The 19,784-nt window shown below is 42.2% G+C and carries 21 protein-coding genes; 17 read left to right on the plus strand and 4 right to left on the minus strand.

The annotated features are described in order from the left end of the window. A partial coding sequence (locus R2B72_RS16305) for a transposase (RefSeq protein WP_318617846.1) occupies positions 1-972 on the plus strand: 972 nt, incomplete at its 5' end. A gap of 168 nt (positions 973-1,140) precedes the next feature. Then, positions 1,141-2,412 (plus strand): GTPase HflX, encoded by a 1,272-nt coding sequence (hflX, locus tag R2B72_RS16310; protein WP_318617847.1) that lies wholly within the window; start codon positions 1,141-1,143, stop codon positions 2,410-2,412. A 107-nt stretch (positions 2,413-2,519) separates the two neighbouring features. Here hflX and R2B72_RS16315 read toward each other — a convergent pair whose 3' ends face one another. Then, the gene (locus tag R2B72_RS16315) at positions 2,520-4,238 is read right to left on the minus strand and encodes an ABC transporter ATP-binding protein (RefSeq protein ID WP_318617848.1); all 1,719 of its coding nucleotides are present in this window, start codon (positions 4,236-4,238) and stop codon (positions 2,520-2,522) included. Between the two features lie 109 nt (positions 4,239-4,347). On the opposite strand from R2B72_RS16315, the gene R2B72_RS16320 reads away from it, so the two are divergent. The 11 genes from R2B72_RS16320 to R2B72_RS16370 all read left to right on the plus strand — a co-directional run bounded on the left by R2B72_RS16320 (position 4,348) and on the right by R2B72_RS16370 (position 13,607). Beyond that, positions 4,348-4,518, plus strand: coding sequence for a hypothetical protein (locus R2B72_RS16320; RefSeq protein WP_318617849.1), 171 nt, complete (start codon positions 4,348-4,350; stop codon positions 4,516-4,518). Positions 4,519-4,661: 143 nt separating this feature from the next. After that, positions 4,662-5,612 (plus strand): ABC transporter permease, encoded by a 951-nt coding sequence (locus tag R2B72_RS16325; protein WP_318617850.1) that lies wholly within the window; start codon positions 4,662-4,664, stop codon positions 5,610-5,612. After that, positions 5,605-6,555: an iron chelate uptake ABC transporter family permease subunit gene (locus tag R2B72_RS16330; RefSeq protein WP_318617852.1), complete on the plus strand. Its 951-nt coding sequence runs from the start codon at positions 5,605-5,607 to the stop codon at positions 6,553-6,555. Before R2B72_RS16325 ends, R2B72_RS16330 begins: the two co-directional genes overlap by 8 nt. Continuing rightward, the gene (locus R2B72_RS16335; RefSeq protein WP_318617854.1) at positions 6,552-7,313 is read left to right on the plus strand and encodes an ABC transporter ATP-binding protein; all 762 of its coding nucleotides are present in this window, start codon (positions 6,552-6,554) and stop codon (positions 7,311-7,313) included. Before R2B72_RS16330 ends, R2B72_RS16335 begins: the two co-directional genes overlap by 4 nt. 51 nt (positions 7,314-7,364) lie before the next feature. Continuing rightward, positions 7,365-8,345 (plus strand): siderophore ABC transporter substrate-binding protein, encoded by a 981-nt coding sequence (locus R2B72_RS16340; protein WP_318617856.1) that lies wholly within the window; start codon positions 7,365-7,367, stop codon positions 8,343-8,345. 199 nt (positions 8,346-8,544) lie between these two features. After that, positions 8,545-9,687, plus strand: a complete 1,143-nt coding sequence (locus R2B72_RS16345; RefSeq protein ID WP_318617900.1) for an MFS transporter — start codon at positions 8,545-8,547, stop codon at positions 9,685-9,687. A 362-nt stretch (positions 9,688-10,049) separates the two neighbouring features. Next, a complete protein-coding gene (locus R2B72_RS16350; RefSeq protein ID WP_318617858.1) occupies positions 10,050-10,397 on the plus strand; it encodes a DUF6054 family protein in 348 nt (115 codons plus the stop codon). A gap of 3 nt (positions 10,398-10,400) precedes the next feature. Beyond that, positions 10,401-11,360 (plus strand): phosphotransferase enzyme family protein, encoded by a 960-nt coding sequence (locus R2B72_RS16355; protein WP_318617859.1) that lies wholly within the window; start codon positions 10,401-10,403, stop codon positions 11,358-11,360. A gap of 61 nt (positions 11,361-11,421) precedes the next feature. Continuing rightward, a complete protein-coding gene (locus R2B72_RS16360) occupies positions 11,422-12,069 on the plus strand; it encodes a uracil-DNA glycosylase (protein WP_318617860.1) in 648 nt (215 codons plus the stop codon). Positions 12,070-12,092: 23 nt separating this feature from the next. Then, the gene (locus R2B72_RS16365) at positions 12,093-12,689 is read left to right on the plus strand and encodes a DNA-3-methyladenine glycosylase (RefSeq protein WP_412177871.1); all 597 of its coding nucleotides are present in this window, start codon (positions 12,093-12,095) and stop codon (positions 12,687-12,689) included. Positions 12,690-12,806: 117 nt separating this feature from the next. Further along, complete coding sequence (locus tag R2B72_RS16370) at positions 12,807-13,607, plus strand: alpha/beta hydrolase (RefSeq protein ID WP_318617861.1); 801 nt, start codon at positions 12,807-12,809, stop codon at positions 13,605-13,607. 18 nt (positions 13,608-13,625) lie between these two features. On the opposite strand, the gene hmpA is transcribed toward R2B72_RS16370, so the two are convergent. Then, on the minus strand, positions 13,626-14,813 hold the full coding sequence (hmpA, locus tag R2B72_RS16375; RefSeq protein ID WP_318617863.1) for an NO-inducible flavohemoprotein: 1,188 nt from the start codon (positions 14,811-14,813) through the stop codon (positions 13,626-13,628). Positions 14,814-14,978: 165 nt separating this feature from the next. Between hmpA and R2B72_RS16380 the strand changes: the two genes are divergently transcribed. The 3 genes from R2B72_RS16380 (at position 14,979) to R2B72_RS16390 (ending at position 17,568) form a co-directional block, all read left to right on the plus strand. Further along, entirely contained in the window at positions 14,979-15,422 is a 444-nt protein-coding gene (locus R2B72_RS16380; RefSeq protein ID WP_318617865.1) for an Rrf2 family transcriptional regulator, read from the plus strand. 192 nt (positions 15,423-15,614) lie between these two features. Then, complete coding sequence (locus R2B72_RS16385; RefSeq protein WP_318617866.1) at positions 15,615-16,541, plus strand: manganese-dependent inorganic pyrophosphatase; 927 nt, start codon at positions 15,615-15,617, stop codon at positions 16,539-16,541. A gap of 319 nt (positions 16,542-16,860) precedes the next feature. Then, positions 16,861-17,568: a DsbA family oxidoreductase gene (locus R2B72_RS16390; RefSeq protein ID WP_318617867.1), complete on the plus strand. Its 708-nt coding sequence runs from the start codon at positions 16,861-16,863 to the stop codon at positions 17,566-17,568. On the opposite strand, the gene R2B72_RS16395 is transcribed toward R2B72_RS16390, so the two are convergent. Both R2B72_RS16395 and R2B72_RS16400 read right to left on the minus strand, forming a co-directional pair. Next, positions 17,565-17,879 (minus strand): hypothetical protein, encoded by a 315-nt coding sequence (locus tag R2B72_RS16395; protein WP_318617868.1) that lies wholly within the window; start codon positions 17,877-17,879, stop codon positions 17,565-17,567. The two genes, R2B72_RS16390 and R2B72_RS16395, sit on opposite strands and share 4 nt — an antisense overlap. Positions 17,880-18,132: 253 nt before the next feature. Further along, entirely contained in the window at positions 18,133-18,660 is a 528-nt protein-coding gene (locus tag R2B72_RS16400) for a YceI family protein (RefSeq protein ID WP_318617870.1), read from the minus strand. Positions 18,661-18,868: 208 nt separating this feature from the next. On the opposite strand from R2B72_RS16400, the gene murB reads away from it, so the two are divergent. Next, complete coding sequence (murB, locus tag R2B72_RS16405; protein ID WP_318617871.1) at positions 18,869-19,783, plus strand: UDP-N-acetylmuramate dehydrogenase; 915 nt, start codon at positions 18,869-18,871, stop codon at positions 19,781-19,783. The last annotated feature ends 1 nt before the right edge of the window (position 19,784 follow it).

Genomic DNA, 19,784 nt, shown 5'->3' on the forward strand with positions numbered 1-19,784 from the left:
AGCAATAACGTACCAAAGCAAGCGATAAAAGATGCTTGCGGTGCCTACAAAAAATTCTTCAATGGGAAAGCGAAGCATCCAACATTCAAATCGAAAAAAGGAACCGTGCCAAGCTTTTACCAAGATCCATTGAAAATCCGATTTACAGCAACGCGTGTAAAAGTGGAAGGATTTGCTGAAAACAAGCGGAAAAATAAGCAACAGCTAAACTGGATTCGACTTGTTGAGAAAGACCGGATTCCTCGCGGAAAAGGTGTGAAATATGTCAATCCTCGCATTAGGTTCGATGGTTTACATTGGTGGATTTCTGTAGGGGTCATCGTTTATACCTGTCAGGAATACTCGAAGAACGAAGGTATTGGGATTGACTTAGGTCTTATCAACTTAGGGATTTGCTCGGATGGCGCTGTCTATCCGAACATTAATAAAACGAAAAAAGTGAGAACACTAGAAAAGAAAAAGCGGCGGTTACAGCGCAAGGTATCTCGAAAATACCAATCTAATATGGAGGGAGAACGTTACAAGAAAACGTGTAACATTATAAAAAGTGAACAACAACTTATAACTATTTCAAGACGACTAACGAATATTCGTCAAAACTACTTGCATCAAATCACTTCTGAAATCGTGAACCGAAAACCAAGGTTTATCGTATTAGAAGATTTGAATGTAAGTGGGATGATGAAAAATAAACATCTAGCCAAGGCGGTTCAGCAACAGAAATTTCATGAATTTAGAAGACAAGTGGAGTATAAAAGTGAGCGGAATGGCGTTCAATTCATACTTGCGGATAGATGGTATCCCTCTTCTAAATTATGTTTTCAATGCGGGCAGTTGAAAAAAGATTTAAAGCTGTCAGACCGTCTATACATTTGTCCGTGTGGGAACAGGACAGATAGGGATGTTCAAGCAGCATTGAATTTAAAGCGCTACGGTGAAAAGAGTACAACATGTCTGCGAATAAGCATGTAAATACTTGTAAGATGTTTACCGATTCGTTAGTCGGGAATGGAAGGCTTTGGAGAATTATATCAAATGCAAGTAGCGAGAAAGCGGCGAAAGCAGATTCGATGAAGAAGCAATGAAACTTAAAAGTTAGGTGTTTATGGCTTTTTATAAGTTTTCTGTAACGGTCGTTGGATGGAAGTGTTAGTGGAACGTGCGGTGCTTGTCGGGGTACATGAGCAAAAAGATGAGCATTTCGCCTATGCGATGGAAGAATTGAAAAATCTGGCGGAAGCGATTGCTGTTGAGGTGGTCGGTGAAGTGACGCAAAACTTAGAACGTCGCCATCCCTCTCATTATGTGGGCAAAGGGAAAATTGAAGAAATCCGTCATTTCTACGAAGAATTGGATGCCAATTTGGTGATTTTTAATGATGAACTGTCGCCATCGCAAATTCGTAATATGGAGCAAGAATTGCAGTGTAAAGTTATTGATCGAACGATGCTGATCTTGGATATTTTCGCAAGGCGTGCGAGAACGAATGAGTCTCGGATGCAGGTTGAACTAGCTCAGTTGCAATATATGTTACCACGTCTTGTTGGTTTACGTGCTTCACTTGGGCGGCAAGGCGGCGGTACGGGTGGTGGACTCCAAAATAAAGGTGCTGGGGAAACAAAGCTTGAACTTGACCGCCGTAAAATTGAAGACCAGATTGCCAAATTGCGACGTGATTTGGATCATGTCAAAGATCAGCGAGACACACAGCGTAAGCAGCGTAAGAAAAGTGGCACGCCTGTTGTGTCGATTGTGGGCTATACCAACGCAGGTAAGTCAACGCTGATGAACAAGTTGTTAATGAAGATGGATGCAGACAATGCGAAACAAGTATATGAAGAAGATATGTTGTTTGCGACACTGGATACGTCTGTCCGCAATGTGAAGCTGATTGATAATAAGCAATTTATTTTAACGGATACGGTTGGTTTTGTATCTAGGCTTCCCCATCATCTTGTCAAAGCATTCCGTTCGACGTTGGAAGAAGCGCGAGATGCGGATCTTCTTCTGCATGTCGTTGATGTGTCGAATACGGAGCATGGCTATATGATGGAAGTGACGAATGAGACTTTGCAGGCGGTAGGCGTGGAGAATGTGGAAACGCTGAATGTTTATAATAAGGCAGATCTTGCAGGTATTCGTTATCCAGAAGTGAGCGATGATAGTGTTTGGCTTTCTGCTAAAGAAGGACAAGGGCTGGACGAGCTTATTGAATTAATTAAGAAAAAGATTTTTGGACAATATAATACGTGTAAATTGCTAATTCCCTTTGACCGTGGGGATATCGTGTCCTATTTGAATGATAAAGCGAATGTGAAGAGCACGGAGTACGAAGAAGAGGGAACGCTGATGACGGTGGAAATGGATGTTTCCGAGCGGACGAAGTTTGAGCAGTTTATCGTTAGTTATTAAAAAGCTATAAAAAAACAGCACCGCATGACAATAACTGTCATGCGGTGCTGTTTTCTATATATGAGAAAGGGGGTGGGATAATAGAAGTATACCCGCTTACTCAAGAATTAAACCTCCTGAAATTGATTATTATGCAGTCTTGCAAAAATCCCGCCTTGATTGACCAACTCGTCGTATTTACCGTCTTCCGCAATGCCATCTTCTGTGACGACGATGACACGGTCTGCATCACGAATGGTAGCTAAGCGGTGTGCGATAACAAGTGTTGTCCGATTTTCGGCTAGTTCGGCGAGTGATTGCTGAATAATGCGCTCTGTTTCCGTATCGAGTGCGGATGTCGCTTCATCTAAAATTAGAATCGGTGGGTTTTTCAAAAACATACGGGCAATCGCAAGACGTTGCTTCTGGCCGCCTGATAATTTCAAGCCACGTTCTCCAATTTGCGTTTCGTAGCCATCAGGGAGTGAAGAAATGAAATCTTCAAGATGGGCTTTCTGTGCCGCTTCAAACACTTCTTCATCTGTCGCCTCTAATTTTCCGTAGGCAATATTCTCTTTGATCGTTCCAGTGAATAAAAAGACATCTTGTTGGACGATCCCGATTTGGGAGCGCAACGAATGCTGCGTCAAATCGCGAATGTCCAAGCCATCAATAGCGATCGAGCCTTCACTGACATCGTAAAAACGTGGGATGAGTGAACAAATGGTTGTTTTCCCAGCACCAGATGGCCCGACGAATGCGACGGTTTGTCCTGCATGAATGTTCAAATTGATGCCGTTTAGTACAGCTTTGTTGTCATCATACTGGAAATGGACATCATCGAAGACGATGTTGCCGTTTAGATGAGGCACAGCAATGGCAGTTGTCCGGTCTTGAATTTCAGGCTCCTGTTCAATCAAATCAAGGAACCTACGGAAACCGGCCATTCCTTTTGGATAAAGCTCGAGTAGCGCACTAATCTTATCAACAGGTTTGATCAGCACATTGACAAAAAGGACAAAGCTGACAAGTTCACCCGTCGACAGATTGCCGGTGTGGACGAACCGAGCACCAACAACGAGTACGATGAGCGTTACTAACCGAGTCATCATGAACATGCTCGAATGCGTCCAAGCCATCACCTTATAGGCGACTAACTTTGCGATTCGGAAATTACCATTGTCTTCACGAAAACGTGCAATTTCAAACTCTTCGTTTGTGAAGGATTTAACGACACGCGACCCTGCAACCGAGTCTTCGACACGTGCATTGACATCCGCAATTTTGCCATACATGTTTTGCCACGCTGCATTCATTTTCTTGTTGCAGAATGTTACAAGGACAATAAGGAATGGCACCATGACGATGGCGATAATGGCGAGCTCTGGGTTAATGGTATACATAATAACAAACGCACCGATAACGGTCATGATCGCGATGAAAACATCCTCTGGTCCATGGTGAGCCAGTTCCCCAATGTCGAATAAATCATTCGTAATCCGGCTCATAATGTGGCCCGTTTTCGTATTGTCGAAAAATCGGAATGATTGCCGATGCACATGATTGAATAGCTGCTGGCGCATATCGGTTTCGATATTGATACCCAACTTGTGGCCTAAATAACTTACGACATATTGCAAGACTGTACTGAGTAAGTAAACAAGTAGCAGTAAAATACTGACTGTGATGACAGTTCCCCAATTTCCTGTCGGCAACAAATCGTCGATAAACCATTTAACCGCAACGGGGAAGGCGAGATCGAGTAATGCGACGAAAATAGCACTTGAAAAGTCGATGATGAACAATCGTTTATGCGGCTTATAATAAGAAAAGAATTTCTTTAACATACAGTAAAATCCTCCCTCTCCTTTGATAATGGTTAGTATAGCGGATTTTGTTTAGGAAGACGACTTATTTATTTCTAGAATCGAAGTAAATAGAGGAGATAATGGATTTATGCAAGATAGTCGAGTTCTTGTAAAAGGTAGTTCATTTTGCGGGCAGGGTAGTCCAGTTTGGGAAATAGGCATACCAGTTTTCGCAAAAGACAAAGAGGCTTCAACGGAATTGTATGGTTATCCGAAATCATTGGCCGTCGGTGGCTGTGTACTCTCTATTTTCTCATAACGATGATTATCATTGATAATCATTTTCATTTATTCGTTGACACGGCTTTCTATCATGCTATAATTGAATTTGCAGCTAATTGATAACCATTTTCAGTGCGGGTATTCTCAATTAGATGCAAATAATCGATATCGGTGATACCTATGAAGAAACGTTATTTGATTGTCGCAGTTATCATTCTTTCATTCCTATCGCTTTTTGTAGGAGTGAGCCGTATTACGCCGATGGATCTGCTGGATTTCAAATCGGAACAAACGGAAATATTCTTAATTAGCCGTCTGCCAAGACTGGTCGCCATTCTCCTTGCAGGAGCAGGGATGAGTATTGCAGGTCTCATTATGCAGCAGCTGAGCCGGAACAAATTTGTTTCTCCGACGACAGCAGGGACGCTGGATGCAACACGTCTTGGGATTCTTGTCTCGATGTTGTTGTTTGCGAACGCATCCACGATTGAAAAAATGATTGTTGCATTTGCATTTGCGCTTGCCGGCACGCTGCTGTTTATGCAAATACTTGACCGTATTAAATTCAAGGATGCAATTTTCATTCCACTCGTAGGGCTGATGTTCGGAAATATCCTATCGTCAATCACGACGTTTTTCGCATATAAGGCGAATGTCATCCAAAACATGTCGGCATGGCTACAAGGTGATTTTTCGATGATCATGAAAGGACGTTACGAACTTCTATACATAAGTATTCCGGTGCTCATCATTACTTATCTCTACGCCAATCGATTTACGGTTGCAGGAATGGGTGAAGATTTCTCAAAGAATCTCGGGCTTGCTTATCGACGGATTGTCAATATCGGACTTATATTAGTTGCACTCATTACGACAACTGTCGTATTAACAGTTGGAATGATTCCATTTCTTGGCTTGATCATTCCGAATATCGTCTCCTTATTTAAAGGAGATCATTTACAAAAAACATTGCCGCATACCGCATTACTCGGAGCGATTTTCCTACTCATTTGCGATATTTTGGGTAGAGTACTCATTTATCCGTATGAGATTTCAATTAGTTTGATGGTTGGGGTCATTGGTAGTGCAATATTCCTCTATTTGCTGTTTAGGAGGAAGGCCTATGCGTAACTCAACGAAGCTGCTTATACTCACTGTTTTTGCACTAGGTTTTTGCGGTCTGTATTTGTTCCAAGGTTTAAATGGCAGTTATGACTATGCGTTACCGCGTCGAGGCATTAAAGTGTTGGCCATGGCCATTACAGGTGTTGCAATCGCCTATTCGACGGTCATCTTCCAGACGATTACGAATAACCGAATTTTGACACCGAGTATTATGGGACTTGATTCGCTGTATTTATTGTTACAGACCGGCCTCATTTTCATTCTCGGTTCAGGGCATGTAACCATCGTCAACAAGCATGTGAACTTTGTATTATCTGTCGGGACAATGATTGTTTTTGCGCTTATCCTTTACCGTTTTTTATTCCGCGGTGGAAAACAGCCAATCTATTTCCTACTACTTGTCGGAATCATTGTCGGAACATTCTTTGGCAGTATTTCAACATTCCTGCAAGTGCTCATTGATCCGAATGAATTCATGCGTGTGCAAGATAAGATGTTTGCCAGTTTCAACAACGTTAGTGGGGAACTTGTTTGGTGGGCACTCGCCATCGTCATTATTTCGTTGGTCATAGGTTGGCAATCCTTCAATGATCTTGACGTGCTATCACTTGGAAGAGATACCGCCATTAACCTGGGCGTATCTTACGATAAAGTCGTCAAGACAATGTTAGTCCTGTCTGCCGTACTTATTGCAGTGTCGACTGCACTTGTCGGTCCAATCACGTTTTTCGGTTTGATTGTTGCGAATTTGTCTTATCAGTTCTTTAAAACATATAAGCATTCTGTGTTGATTGCTGGTGCATCTGTCATGAGTGTTATCGCCCTTGTTGGTGGACAATGGGTCGTTGAACGAGTCTTTACATTCTCAACGACGCTCAGTGTCATCATTAACTTTATAGGCGGCATTTACTTCATCTATCTACTATTAAAGGAGAGTCGATCTACTTGATCCAAGTCCGTGAGCTATCGAAGTTTTATGGTAAAAAAGCGGTCGTTGAAAAGGTCAGTGTCAATATCCATCGAGGTAAGATTACCTCTTTCATCGGGCCGAACGGTGCGGGGAAATCGACGCTTCTGTCAATGGTGAGTCGTCTTCTCGATGCAGATACAGGTGAAGTACTTGTGGATAAAGACGATGTGAAGAAGATGAAGTCAAATGAGTTTTCAAAACGGGTATCCATTTTGAAGCAATCGAACTACATGAATGTCCGACTAACAATTCGTGAGTTGGTATCATTTGGACGATTCCCGCATTCAAGGGGAAGGTTGACGGCAGAGGATGTTCGGGTTGTCGATCAGGCCATGAATTATATGGACCTGATGGATATGCAGCATGATTACCTCGACGAATTATCAGGTGGGCAGCGCCAGCGCGCATTCATCGCAATGGTTATCGCGCAAGATACGGATTACATTCTACTTGACGAACCGCTTAATAATCTCGATATGAAGCATTCTGTGCAGATTATGAAAATCTTGAGAAGACTTGTTGACGAACTAGGCAAAACAGTCGTTATTGTCTTGCATGATATTAACTTTGCATCTGTCTATTCGGATCGCATTGTTGCGTTGAAGGATGGTCGTGTGGTCAAAGATGGACCTACGAATGACATTATTACTTCTGACGCATTAAAAGAAATTTACGATATGGATATTCCTATTAAACAAATGGCTAACTGCCGCATATGTGTGTACTTCGATTCTTGAAGGCGTAAAGCGCAGGGGAAACTAAACTAAAATATAAAAGGATGGGTATATATGAAGAAACTTATAATGGCATTGATGATGATTGCACTAATGGCTCTACTTATTGCTTGCGGAGCAAAAGATGAAGGTTCAGCCGATAAAACGTCTGGCAGTAACGCGGAACCAGAAGTTGAAGGCACAGAAGAATCAACAGAACCGGAAATCCTTACAATTAAGCACAAACTTGGTGAAACAGAAGTAGCGAAAAATCCTGAAAAAGTCGTAGTCTTCGATTTCGGTATGCTCGACACACTTGACGAACTAGGTATTGAAGTAGCAGGTCTTCCTCAATCGAACGTTCCAGCATATTTGTCAAAATATGAGGATGCAAAGTATGCGAACTTGGGTAGCTTGAAAGAGCCGGACTTCGAAGCGATTCATGCATTGCAACCAGATGTAATTTTCATTTCTAATCGACAAGCAGAGTTATACGAAGATCTAAGTGAAATTGCACCAACTGTCTTTGTTGGCGTAGATACAGCACGTTATATGGAGTCGTTTAAAGAGAACATGGCAGTCGTAGCTGAACTGTTTGATAAGGAAGCTGAAATGACAGCTGAACTTGCTGATATCGATGCACAGATTGCTGCAATCAATGAAAAAACGGTTGCTGATGATGACAAAGCATTGATTGTGCTTGGTAGCGAAGGGAAAGTAAGTGCCTATGGACCGAGCTCACGTTTCGGACTAATTCATGATGTCTTTGGTTTTAAAGCGGCAGATGAAAAAATCGAAGTTTCTACACATGGTCAAAATATTACGTTTGAATATATTCTTGAAACAAACCCAGATGTATTATTCGTGATTGACCGTGATGCAGCGGTAGGCGGCGAAGCAAGTGCAAAAGATTCAATCGAAAATGAGTTAGTGATGAAAACAAATGCTTATAAAAACGGTAAAATCGTTTACTTGAATGCAGAATACTGGTATCTTTCAGGTGGCGGACTTCTTTCAATGAAAGAAATGGTTAAAGAAGTAGAAGCAGGATTGTAACAAGTATAAAAGGGTTGGTTCACTTTTTAGTGAATCAATCCTTTTTTTGTGGAGAAACTCATTGTGTGGAGTTGTAATAAGAGATATAATGACAATTGTCAAGACACTACGGTTTTCAGCGAGGAGCAAACAGATTGTGAGCAAAAAGCATGAGGGCATTTCTAGAAATAAATTATTAGGGCTTGCTGGAACTGGCTGGATGTTCGATGCAATGGATGTCGGCATCTTGTCGTTTGTCATTGCAGCATTGGCAATAGAGTGGCAGCTGTCACCTGCCGAGATGGGTTGGATAGGTAGTGTAAACTCGATTGGGATGGCTGTTGGGGCGTTAGGATTTGGGATATTAGCGGATCGGATTGGACGCAAGAATGTCTTTATGATAACGCTAGTCCTGTTTTCTGTTGCCAGCGGGTTATCGGCTCTGACGATGACATTGACTGCGTTTCTGATTTTACGCTTTTTCGTAGGGGCTGGACTTGGGGGGGAACTGCCAGTTGCTTCGACGCTAGTATCGGAAAGTGTGGCAGCGCATGAACGAGGACGTGTCGTTGTGTTACTGGAAAGTTTTTGGGCGGCAGGCTGGTTGATTGCCGCGCTCATTGCATACTTTGTTATTCCGCATTTCGGTTGGAGAGCAGCATTAATTATTACGGCGTTACCGGCATTTTACGCAATTTACTTGCGACGGAAATTACCCGATTCACCAAAATACGAGGCGGATGGTAAACCGAAGCAGTCAGCATTGGAAAAAATAAAGTTGCTGTGGTCAAAAAAGTACGCACGCCGCACACTGATGCTATGGATTGTTTGGTTCATGGTTGTCTTTTCGTATTACGGTATGTTCCTATGGTTGCCGAGTGTGATGGTGCTAAAAGGCTTTAGTATGATTAAAAGCTTTGGTTATGTACTTATCATGACGCTCGCACAATTACCAGGATATTTTTCGGCGGCTTGGTTGATTGAGCGAGTGGGCCGCAAGTTTGTCTTAGCGACGTATCTGCTTGGAACAGCGGTGAGTGCCTTTGTGTTTGGGAGTGCAGAAACACTGCCGATGCTACTTACTTTTGGTGCATTACTTTCCTTCTTCAATTTGGGGGCATGGGGAGCTCTTTATGCGTATTCACCGGAACAATACCCGACAGCGATTCGTGCAACGGGCTCTGGGATGGCAGCTGCGGTTGGACGGATAGGCGGTATTTTTGGACCGTTACTTGTGGGTTCATTGCTAGCGGCGGGTCATGGCTTTGGTTTGATCTTCGGTATTTTCTGCGGAGCGATTGTCATTGGCGTGTTGGCTGTCGTATTTTTAGGGACAGAAACAAAGCAAATAGAATTGGAATAAATAATGGGCCTACCTTTTTCAATGGGTAGGCTTTTTTAACAGGTATAAAATCGTCGCTTCTAACGTAGTATGGCGGTAGGATTGAAAAGGAGAGATTATCTATTGAGACCGCTTTTACTAGATGTAGAAATGGACAATTTGTCGAAATCATTAAGTATCCACAGTCGTATTTCGAAAAAAATCATGCAGATGATTAGTAGAAAAAATCGTCGAATCGGCAACAGTTATTATCCGCTTCCTCCAAGGAAATAACTATGGCAAGCCTTACATTATGTAAGGTTTATTTTTTTGGGTTTCTAACGATTGAAACTTCCACTGCTGTTCATCCGTAAAAGAAGGCAAGGATGGAAGGGGATGAGGATATGTCAGTACGTGAGTTCACTGTGAGTATATCACCAGAGGCAGCGATGGATGTGATTCAGTCCTATGTAGTAGGAAGGAGTATTAGTGGGACACTTGTCGATCGCTATGTTAGGCAGGTTGGGGAGCATGGGCTGCATGTTATCGTATTGGAGAAGTATTATATGCGTTCGAGTAATCGGGCTTCACTTACAGTAACAATCGATAATTTTGATGGAGCTACAAAGGTTCATGCAGTTGCATCGGGTGGATCAGAAGGCGTTTTCTTCCGCTTCGACTGGGGAGCTGGCAATAATTTTGCGAACGGTGTGGAGACAGCGTTGGAATCTTATTTGATGGGGGTGGATTAAAGGATGGTAGTACAACTTGTACGAGATGTATGGCAAAATTTTCGTGAGATGGAACCTAATCAGATTGAGATTCTGAGGAATGAAGGACGACTTGTTGCAAAAATTGAAGTGCAAGAACAGTTTTATTTTTTGAAAGGAGAACAACAGACGCTTTTTTTTATGAAGAATTTGATTACTTTTGTCAATAAGATGAAGGCGAGCGGATTGCCATTTACAGCGTTTGAAAAGACGATGGATGGACGCTCGTTTGTTGAAGCATCGGGTATGTTGTTTACACTCGAAAAGAATTTGGTTGGTGAGGAAGTTGAACAACTTCGATTGATACATATTCAGGAGATTGGAAAAATGCTTGGGAGGCAACATGCGGTTTCTCAAACAATAAGAATGCGTTTTAACAGAGGGACGAGTTGGGGCATGTTTGGTGGCAATGAAACAGATGCGTTAGGGGATTATGATGAAAATGAACTGTCTTTTACTCAATTTATTGAGCAAGTAGATGGATTCACTAATGAGATTCAATTGATTAACGAATTGTACATAGGGAAACGTGAGAAACTGAAATTAGTGTGGGATACTCTTCCTTCAGGCCCTGTGCAAGGTGATTTTTGTCCGTATAATTTGTTGTTTAACGCAGAGGGGACAATTACAACCATTTTTGATTTTGATATTGCAGGAGACGAAGTATTTTTGAATGAATGCATTGGCGTAGGTGTTTACTTGGCGTGGCATTGTGAATATATAGATGGTGAGACGGAGTGGCAACGTTACCAGTCATTCTTGCAGGCCTATGAATCTGAAAGAGAGTTTTCGTCACTTGAAAGGGAATCGATGGATGATCTTCTGGCAATTGTGCGTGCATTTCGTTATGACCGAATTGAGGAGGGAATTTCCACGTTGAACGGCGAAGATGGTGGAAAACAATTTGTTGTGAAAACCCTTGAAATCTTGCAGCTAAATGATTAAAGCCTTTCCTTTAGGGGGAAGGCTTTTTTGGGTAAACTAAAAGAAAGAAGGGGGTGTTCTGATGTTCCGAATTCCTGAGTCGATTGCGACGCTTGGTAAAGAGCGAATCGCAGGTTTCCCAGTGGAGGGGTTTATTTACGGGGAAGGTCCGCAAAAACCGGAACTCATGCTGATCGGGGAAGCACCGGGTGAATTTGAACTAGTTGACGGCATTCCGTTTATCGGCCGTGCAGGGAAGGAATTGATGAAGTCACTCGCAACGATAGGCCTAACACGGGAAGATGTTTATATTACAAGTGCAGTTCGCAGTAGGCCATATAGATGGGGAACGAAAAAAGAACGTGATGGCACGACGACGGAGCGGAAATATAATCGCCCGCCGACCATGAAAGAAATTTTGGCACATGCTCCTGTGCTTGATTATGAGCTGGCGAATATTGAGCCAAAATTGATTGTCACGCTTGGCAACGTAGGATTGCAGCGGCTGCTCGGCAAAGAAGCCAAAGTGACGGAACTACATGGACAACTATTGGAGCGTCCCGTCCAGTATTTGAATGAACTCGATGATACAACGTTCCACTGGACGCAGAAAACGTATAGGATTGTGCCGACATTTCATCCGGCGTCCGTTTTTTATAGACCGTCACATCGCCCGTCGCTAGAGGCAGATTGGTTGGCAATCGGGCGCATGTTGGGGGAGCGAAGTTAAAGAAATTAAAACGGAGGGCGATTATGATCTATACGCCAATCGATAAAACGTTTTTTGAAGCGCCTGTTTTAGAATTGGCACAAAATCTACTGGGACAGTATATCGTCCATGAACAGCCAGATGTGATACTTGTGGCACGTATTGTCGAAACGGAGGCTTATCATGGGCCTGAGGATCAGGCCGCGCATAGTTTTGGCAATCGCCGCACAAAACGTACAGACGTGATGTTTGAAGAAGCGGGACTTGTCTATACGTACAGAATGCATACACATACGCTTATCAATGTGGTCGGTGGTCCAGTTGGAACACCACATGCAATTTTAATCCGAGCGGTTGAGCCGGTTAAGGGACTTGAACAGATGAAAGAAAATCGTGGAGTTCATTTGAAGATGCATGATTGGACGAATGGTCCGGGAAAATTGACGAAAGCATTAGGGATTACGATGAATTATTACGGTCATCATTGGTCAGAGCGACCATTATTCATCGCCGAAGGGCCGGGCGTGGGGGAAATTGTTGCAGGTCCGCGTGTGGGGATTGGCAATTCTGGCGAGGCCGTCCATTATCCTTGGCGTTTCTACGAAAAGGATAATCCGTTTGTGTCGAAATACCGTGCGTAAATAGTAGAATTTGTGACTAGTTGAAGATTATGTCGTCCGTTGTCGAAAGTCGTGGTTGAAATTGTTTTAAGAAAAATGGTTTAATAGAAGCAGCTGAAAAAGGAAGGATGACGTAGTTTGCTTCACTATCGAACTATCGAAAATAACCCAACTGCCCCTTGGGTGACATTCATACACGGCGCGGGCGGTAGCTCTTCTGTTTGGTTTAAGCAAATCCGAGAATTTAGAAAAGGACATAATGTTCTACTCATCGATCTTCGGGGACATGGGAAATCGGAGCGCGATCAATGGCAAAAAGGAGATACTTTTGCGGATGTCTCTAAAGAAGTGATTGATGTGTTGGATGAAATCCAAGTCGAAAAAACGCACATCATTGGGATGTCGCTCGGTACGATTGTTGCACAGACGATTGCGGATCATTATCCTGAACGTGTGAAATCACTGATTCTTGGTGGAGCGATTATTCGCTTTGATATTCGTACAAAACTATTATTATGGGCAGGGCGTACTATGAAACGCTTTGTACCTTATATGTTGCTTTATAAATTATTTGCCTATATTATCATGCCGCGTAAAGAGCATGAAGAATCGCGTTTGGCGTTTGTTAATGAAGCGAAGAAGATGTGTCAGAAGGAATTCATTAAATGGATGTCATTAACAAGTCTAATCAATCCGTATTTGACACGGCTACAAGCCTCAACCAATGCGATTCCGACGTTGTTTTTGATGGGCGATGAGGATTATCTGTTCATCCCACCGATTGAAGAAGTTGTTCGGTGTAATGAAGGTTTTGAGTTTATCAAAATAAAAAAATCTGGACATGTGTGCAATATCGACCAACCAGATTTATTCAATCAGTTTTCGATTGACTATATTACGAAAATTGAACAACAAAACGCCGTCATCCCAGTGGGGTGACGGCGTTTTCTAAATGGATTATGCGTGTGTCAATTCAAGTTGTTCGGCTGGACCGAAGAATTCGAAGTGAATTTTTTCTTCAGGCATACCAAGCGCATACAATTCTTTAATAACAGCTTGCATGAATGCAGATGGTCCGCAGACATAGATGTCACTGCCATCTAAAACATTTGAAGCTAGGAATTCACGGTTGATGAAGCCATCGCCTTCTTCTGAATAAAGAACTTTGTATGTTGAATTGGCCAATTTATCATTCATGTTGCGAAGCACTTCGTCAAACGCTTGGTGCTTACGTGTACGCGCTGAATGTAAGAAAGAAACCGGACGTTCTGGTGTCGTGTTGGCAATTGTTTCATACATACTCATCATTGGCGTGATACCAACACCACCGCTAATGAGTGTGACTGGGTTGTTACTATCTGTATCGAGGTAAAAGTCGCCAGCTGGTACACTTACTTCAATTGTATCGCCGATTGCCATTCCATTATGAAGGAAGACGGATACTTTACCATTCGGGTTGAACTCATCTTCACGCTTAACCGAGATACGATACACGTCACCTGTTGCAGCTTGTGATAAGCTATATTGGCGGTTCAATGTATATTCTTCACCAGGAATGTTTAAGCGTATTGAAATATATTGACCTGGTTTGTAAGCAGGTAATTTTTGACCATCCACAGGTTTTAAGTAGAATGAAGTGATGACATCACTTTCAACGACTTTATCTGCAATCGTAAAGTCTTTAAATGTTTTCCATCCACCTTCTGCTTGTTCAGCTTGGTCGTACATGTCTTTTTCGATGCCAATAAATGCATCTGCAATGACACCGTAAGCTTCACCCCATGCAGCGATGATTTCTGGTGTAGCCGCATCACCCAGCACCTCTTTGATGGCGCCTAATAAGTGGTAGCCAACGATTGGATAATGTTCTTCTTTGATGCCAAGTGATTTATGTTTGTGTGCAATTTGGACAACAGCCGGTATAATAGCTGCAAGATTATCGATATTGGCCGCCGCCGCGTAAACTGTATTGGCAAGGGCCGTTTGTTGACGACCTTGTGATTGATTGGCGTGGTTAAAAATATTTAACAGTTCAGGATGTTTTTCGAACATGTTCTTATAGAAAACCGTTGTAATTGTCTTTCCGTGTTGCTCTAATACAGGGACGGTTGATTTGATAATGTTAATCGTTTCTTGAGATAGCATGTGATGATGCACAACCTTTCTTGTTTGTTAACCTTACAATAAACGATAAGCAATTTTAAAGCTATATAAAATATATATGTTTATGAAATGTTAGAAAGTTAGCCACATTTTTTTCACGTAAACGTCACAAGTGTTATAATAGTATGTAGAAAGAGCGGTGGAATTATGCGTTTAACGATGTATACAGATTATTCCTTACGTGTACTAATATACCTTGGCACAAAGGGAACTGAGGAAAAGGCGACGGTACAGGAAATTTCAGATATATACGGTATCTCCAAAAACCATTTGACAAAAGTTGCCCATGAGCTTGGGAAAATGGGTTTAATTGAGACGACACGTGGGCGTGGTGGTGGAATCCGACTAAACGTTGCACCGGAAATGATTAATGTAGGAGAACTTGTGCGCAAGACAGAAGATGACTTCCATATTGTCGAATGCTTCAATCCAGAGTCGAATGGTTGTATACTTTCCCCGGCTTGCCGACTAAAGGGAGCACTCCGTGAAGCACTCGTTGCCTATTTTGCGGTGTTGGATGGATACACCATTGCTGATTTCATCATCAATAAAGATGAATTGGCAGCGATATTATTCGGTCGACCTTTGTGATAAAATGTTAGTGAAACTTCAATTAATGGGTGCTTTATCCCCATTGATTGTTAGTTGAACTTATCGGGCTTTTACGGGCAGTTGAACCCCACATGCGTGTTGTTTAACGAGTTCTAAGTTTTGAAGTGGGATTCGTACTGCCCGTTAATGCGGGAAAAATGAATATAAAGAAAAACAGGGGGTTATTTTTTCATGGGTAAAGTATTAGTATTTGGACATAAAAACCCTGATACGGATTCGATCACTGCGGCGATCAGCTATGCGTATCTAAAGCAACAAGTAGGAATGGATGCAGAAGCTGTACGATTGGGTGTTGTGACGAATGAAACGGCTTATGCGCTAGATTATTTCGGTTTTGAGGCGCCACGTTTGATTGATAAAGCAGCTCCAGACGCAGATCAGGTTATTCTTGTTGACCATAATGAGAAACAACAAAGTGTAGATGATTTGGATGATGTGCAGGTAATTGAAGTTGTCGACCACCATCGCATTGCTAACTTTGCAACGAGTGACCCTTTGTATTACCGTGCAGAGCCAGTTGGTTGTACAGCGACAATTTTGAATAAGTTGTACAAGGAAAATGGAGTAGCTGTACCTAAGGAAATTGCGGGACTTATGCTGTCTGCGATTATTTCAGATTCATTGTTGTTCAAATCTCCGACGTTCACAGAGGAAGACCGCGTAGCTGCAGAAGAATTGACGGCCATTGCAGGAGTCGATGCACAAGAATATGGACTAGCTATGTTAAAGGCTGGTGCGGATTTAAGCGATAAAACACTTGAAGACCTGATTGCACTTGATGCGAAAGAATTTTCAATGGGCGATGTAAAAATTGAAATCGCACAAGTGAATGCGGTGGATATTAATGATGTCATGAACCGTCAAGCGGAATTGGAAGAGTTATTAAATGGCGTCATTGCCGCGAAAGAGTTGGATTTGTTCTTATTCGTCGTGACGGACATTTTAAATAATGATTCGGTTGTGTTGGCACTTGGTAAAGAGGCGGCGCGGGCATGTGCGGCGTTCAATGTTGAGCTTGTCAATAATACGGCAACATTGCAAGGCGTTGTGTCACGTAAGAAGCAGATTGTACCGGTATTGACAGACGCGTTGAAGTAATAGGAAGTAGTGAAGGCTGTACCCGAGTGAGAATCGGGTGCAGCCTTTTTGCTGTTTTATTGGAGGAGGAGTGTGTTGCCTTTAAAGTTCTCGGGTTACCCCCTACAGTTTGTGAAATTGCGCTGACAGTTTGACAATTTGTCCTAATAGTTTCGCATTGCCCTTACAATTCCGGAGTCACCCCTTACAGTTTGCGTAATTGCGTTCACAGTTTCATAGTAATCCCATAGAGTTATCGCATTTCCCCTGCCAGTAAGCATATTCATTGTTGCTTCCTTTACTAGAACTTAAAATAGAGTTAAGAAAGGTGTGTGTGAAAATGAAAATTGAAATTTGGTCGGATTATGTATGCCCGTTTTGTTATATCGGCAAGCGAAGGTTTGAAGAAGCGTTGAAGGACACAGGACTTGAGAAAAACGCAGAGGTTATTTTCAAAGCGTTCCAATTAGACCCGAACACGCCAGAAACGTCTGACAAAATGATGCCGGAAGTGCTTGCACAGAAATACGGTATGAGTCTGGAAGAAGCAAAGAATATGATTGATAATATGGTAGCTCAGGCAAAAACAGTTGGACTACAATATAATTACGACAAAGTGACGCCAGCGAATACATTTAATGCACACCGACTTGCGAAGCTTGCTGAGCAGCAAGGCCTTGGGGCACAAGCGTCTGAACGACTGCTGAAAGCGTACTTCATTGACGCTGAGAAGATTGGTACGGAGGACGTCTTGCTTCGACTTGCAGAAGAAGTAGGGATTGCTCGTGATCGTGCGCAGCAAGTACTCGATTCTGATGAGTTTGCGGCAGATGTGAAAGCAGACATTGCAGAAGCTGGTCAGATTGGCGTACAAGGTGTGCCTTTTTTCGTCATTAACCGTAAATATGCCATTTCAGGAGCGCAACCAGCTGAAGCATTTGCAGAAGCACTACGCAAAGTGGCGGAAGAAGAAGGGATTCAACCTGCTCTTAAAGTGTTAGGTGCTGATGGAGAAGGACTATGCACGGATGATGGTTGCAGTATTTAATCAAAAAAGGCGCATACGATAATCGTATGTGCCTTTTTTGACATTTGACCAATAATCGCGAAGAAAAACATCACAAACAAAATCCCGAACAAGATAGAGCTGACGGATATGTACTTTAAAAAACCTTTTTCTTTTTTTAATAAAGCAATAATCCCAAGTATTACCCCAACAATATAAATCATAAAGCCGGTAAAGACTGCTCCCCAAAGACCAAAGTATTCTATATTCAATGGAGGGAAAGGCAAAATTGACATGAAAATACCGATACAAACTAGCACAAATGAAATATTACTATAGTTTCTTTTCATCATTATTTTACCTCCCGAATCTTACTCTTCCGTTTCTGGGACAGGAATATGCTGTGAACTACGGTGTAGAATTGAATGTAGCTGTGTGGACATTATAGTAGATATTCTGCATTCAGTGTAGCACATCCACTTATATTAAAAAGAGTAAATGAAAGATGGCAGGAGTTATCCCCAAGCATGGTTAACAAGAGTTTTTATTTCTCGCAACAAAAAAATGCCCAAAAGTAATCGCAATTACTTTTGGGCATTCTTCAACTCATTGAGCCGGATTAAATTGTAGTTCAAGTGTGATTTTAATATCGTCGCCAACTAGAGCGCCGCCTGTTTCGAGTAATTGGTTCCATGTCAGGCCGAATTCTTTTCTTGAGATTTTAGTTTCAGCTTCGAAAGCTGCTACTTCTACGCCCCAAGGATTTTTGCCAATGCCTTCAAATTCAGCTTCGAATGTAATCTTTTTCGTAACGTCTTTAATTGTAATATCGCCGTTAAGGTCGTATTTGTTACCGCCTTTTTTCACGATATCCGTTGCAGTGAATGTGATTGCCGGATACGTTTCTGTATCAAAGAAATCAGCTGAGCGTAAGTGGTTGTCACGGTCTACACTGTTTGTGTTGATAGATGAAGCATCAATTTTAAAGTCGATTGCCGCACCTGTAAGATCTTCAATATTGCCATCAATCGTTCCTTCGAATCCACCGAAATTCCCTCTTACTTTTGAAACCATCATATGTTTAACTGAAAAACTAATATTTGTGTGTGAAGCATCAACTGTCCATTTTGTCATTGTTAAAACTCCCCTTCTGCAATAAGATATGATTTCACTATATGCCACATATATCTCGAAGTCAAGATATATATCTAGGATTCGAGATATATTTTGTTGGGAATATCGAAATACTGTACATAATCGCTAATGAAATTACTTGTCAAAAGAAAAAATTCCACGCATACTATGAAAGGTGAAAAGGTTTAATTGAAAGGATTGAATGTTGATGTCGAAGCATCAATGGCTTGAAGAGCTACAAACTGAAATTACGCAAGGTATATTATTAATAGATGAACCGCTATGTAAATATACGATGACGAAACTTGGAGGAGTTGCAGACCTTCTTGTGATTCCTGCAACAATTGAGGAAACGGTAGCCGCAGTGCGCTACGCGAACGATCAGGATATTCCGTTACTGTTACTTGGCAATGGATCGAATATGGTTGTCAGAGATGGCGGTGTCAGAGGAATCGTTCTTCATTTGGCAGAGCTGAACGGCATACAGATTGATGGAACACGTGTCCATGCGGAAGCGGGAGCACTCATTATTGACGTGTCCAAACGTGCTGCGGCGGCGACTTTGACGGGTATTGAATTTGCTTGTGGCATACCAGGCTCTATCGGCGGTGCAATGGCGATGAACGCTGGCGCATACGGCGGGGAAATTAAAGATATTATTGTGCAGGCAACCGTGTTAACGAAATCTGGGCAGCAGCTAGTCCTGTCAAAAGAAGAACTTGAGCTTAATTATCGTCAAAGTATTATTACCAAAGAAGGTTATTATGTGCTATCTGCTGATTTCCAATTGGCAGAAGGCGAACAAGATGCAATCGATGCCAAAATAGCAGATTTAACTTTTCAACGCGAATCAAAGCAACCGCTTGAATATCCTTCAGCGGGCAGTGTCTTTAAGCGACCGCCAGGCTATTTTGCAGGCAAACTGATTCAAGACTGCGGCTTGCAGGGCAAGGGGCATGGCGGTGCGGAAGTATCAGAGAAGCACGCTGGTTTTATCATCAATAAAAACAATGCTACGGCTTCTGATTACATTCAAACTATCGACATGGTGAAAGCGGAAGTGAAAAAGAACTTTGACGTGGATTTAGAGCTTGAAGTGAAAATTGTTGGAGAAGAGCAATAAG

Origin of the sequence: Sporosarcina sp. YIM B06819 (assembly GCF_033485175.1) — a bacterium.
Taxonomy (GTDB): Bacteria; Bacillota; Bacilli; order Bacillales_A; family Planococcaceae; genus Sporosarcina.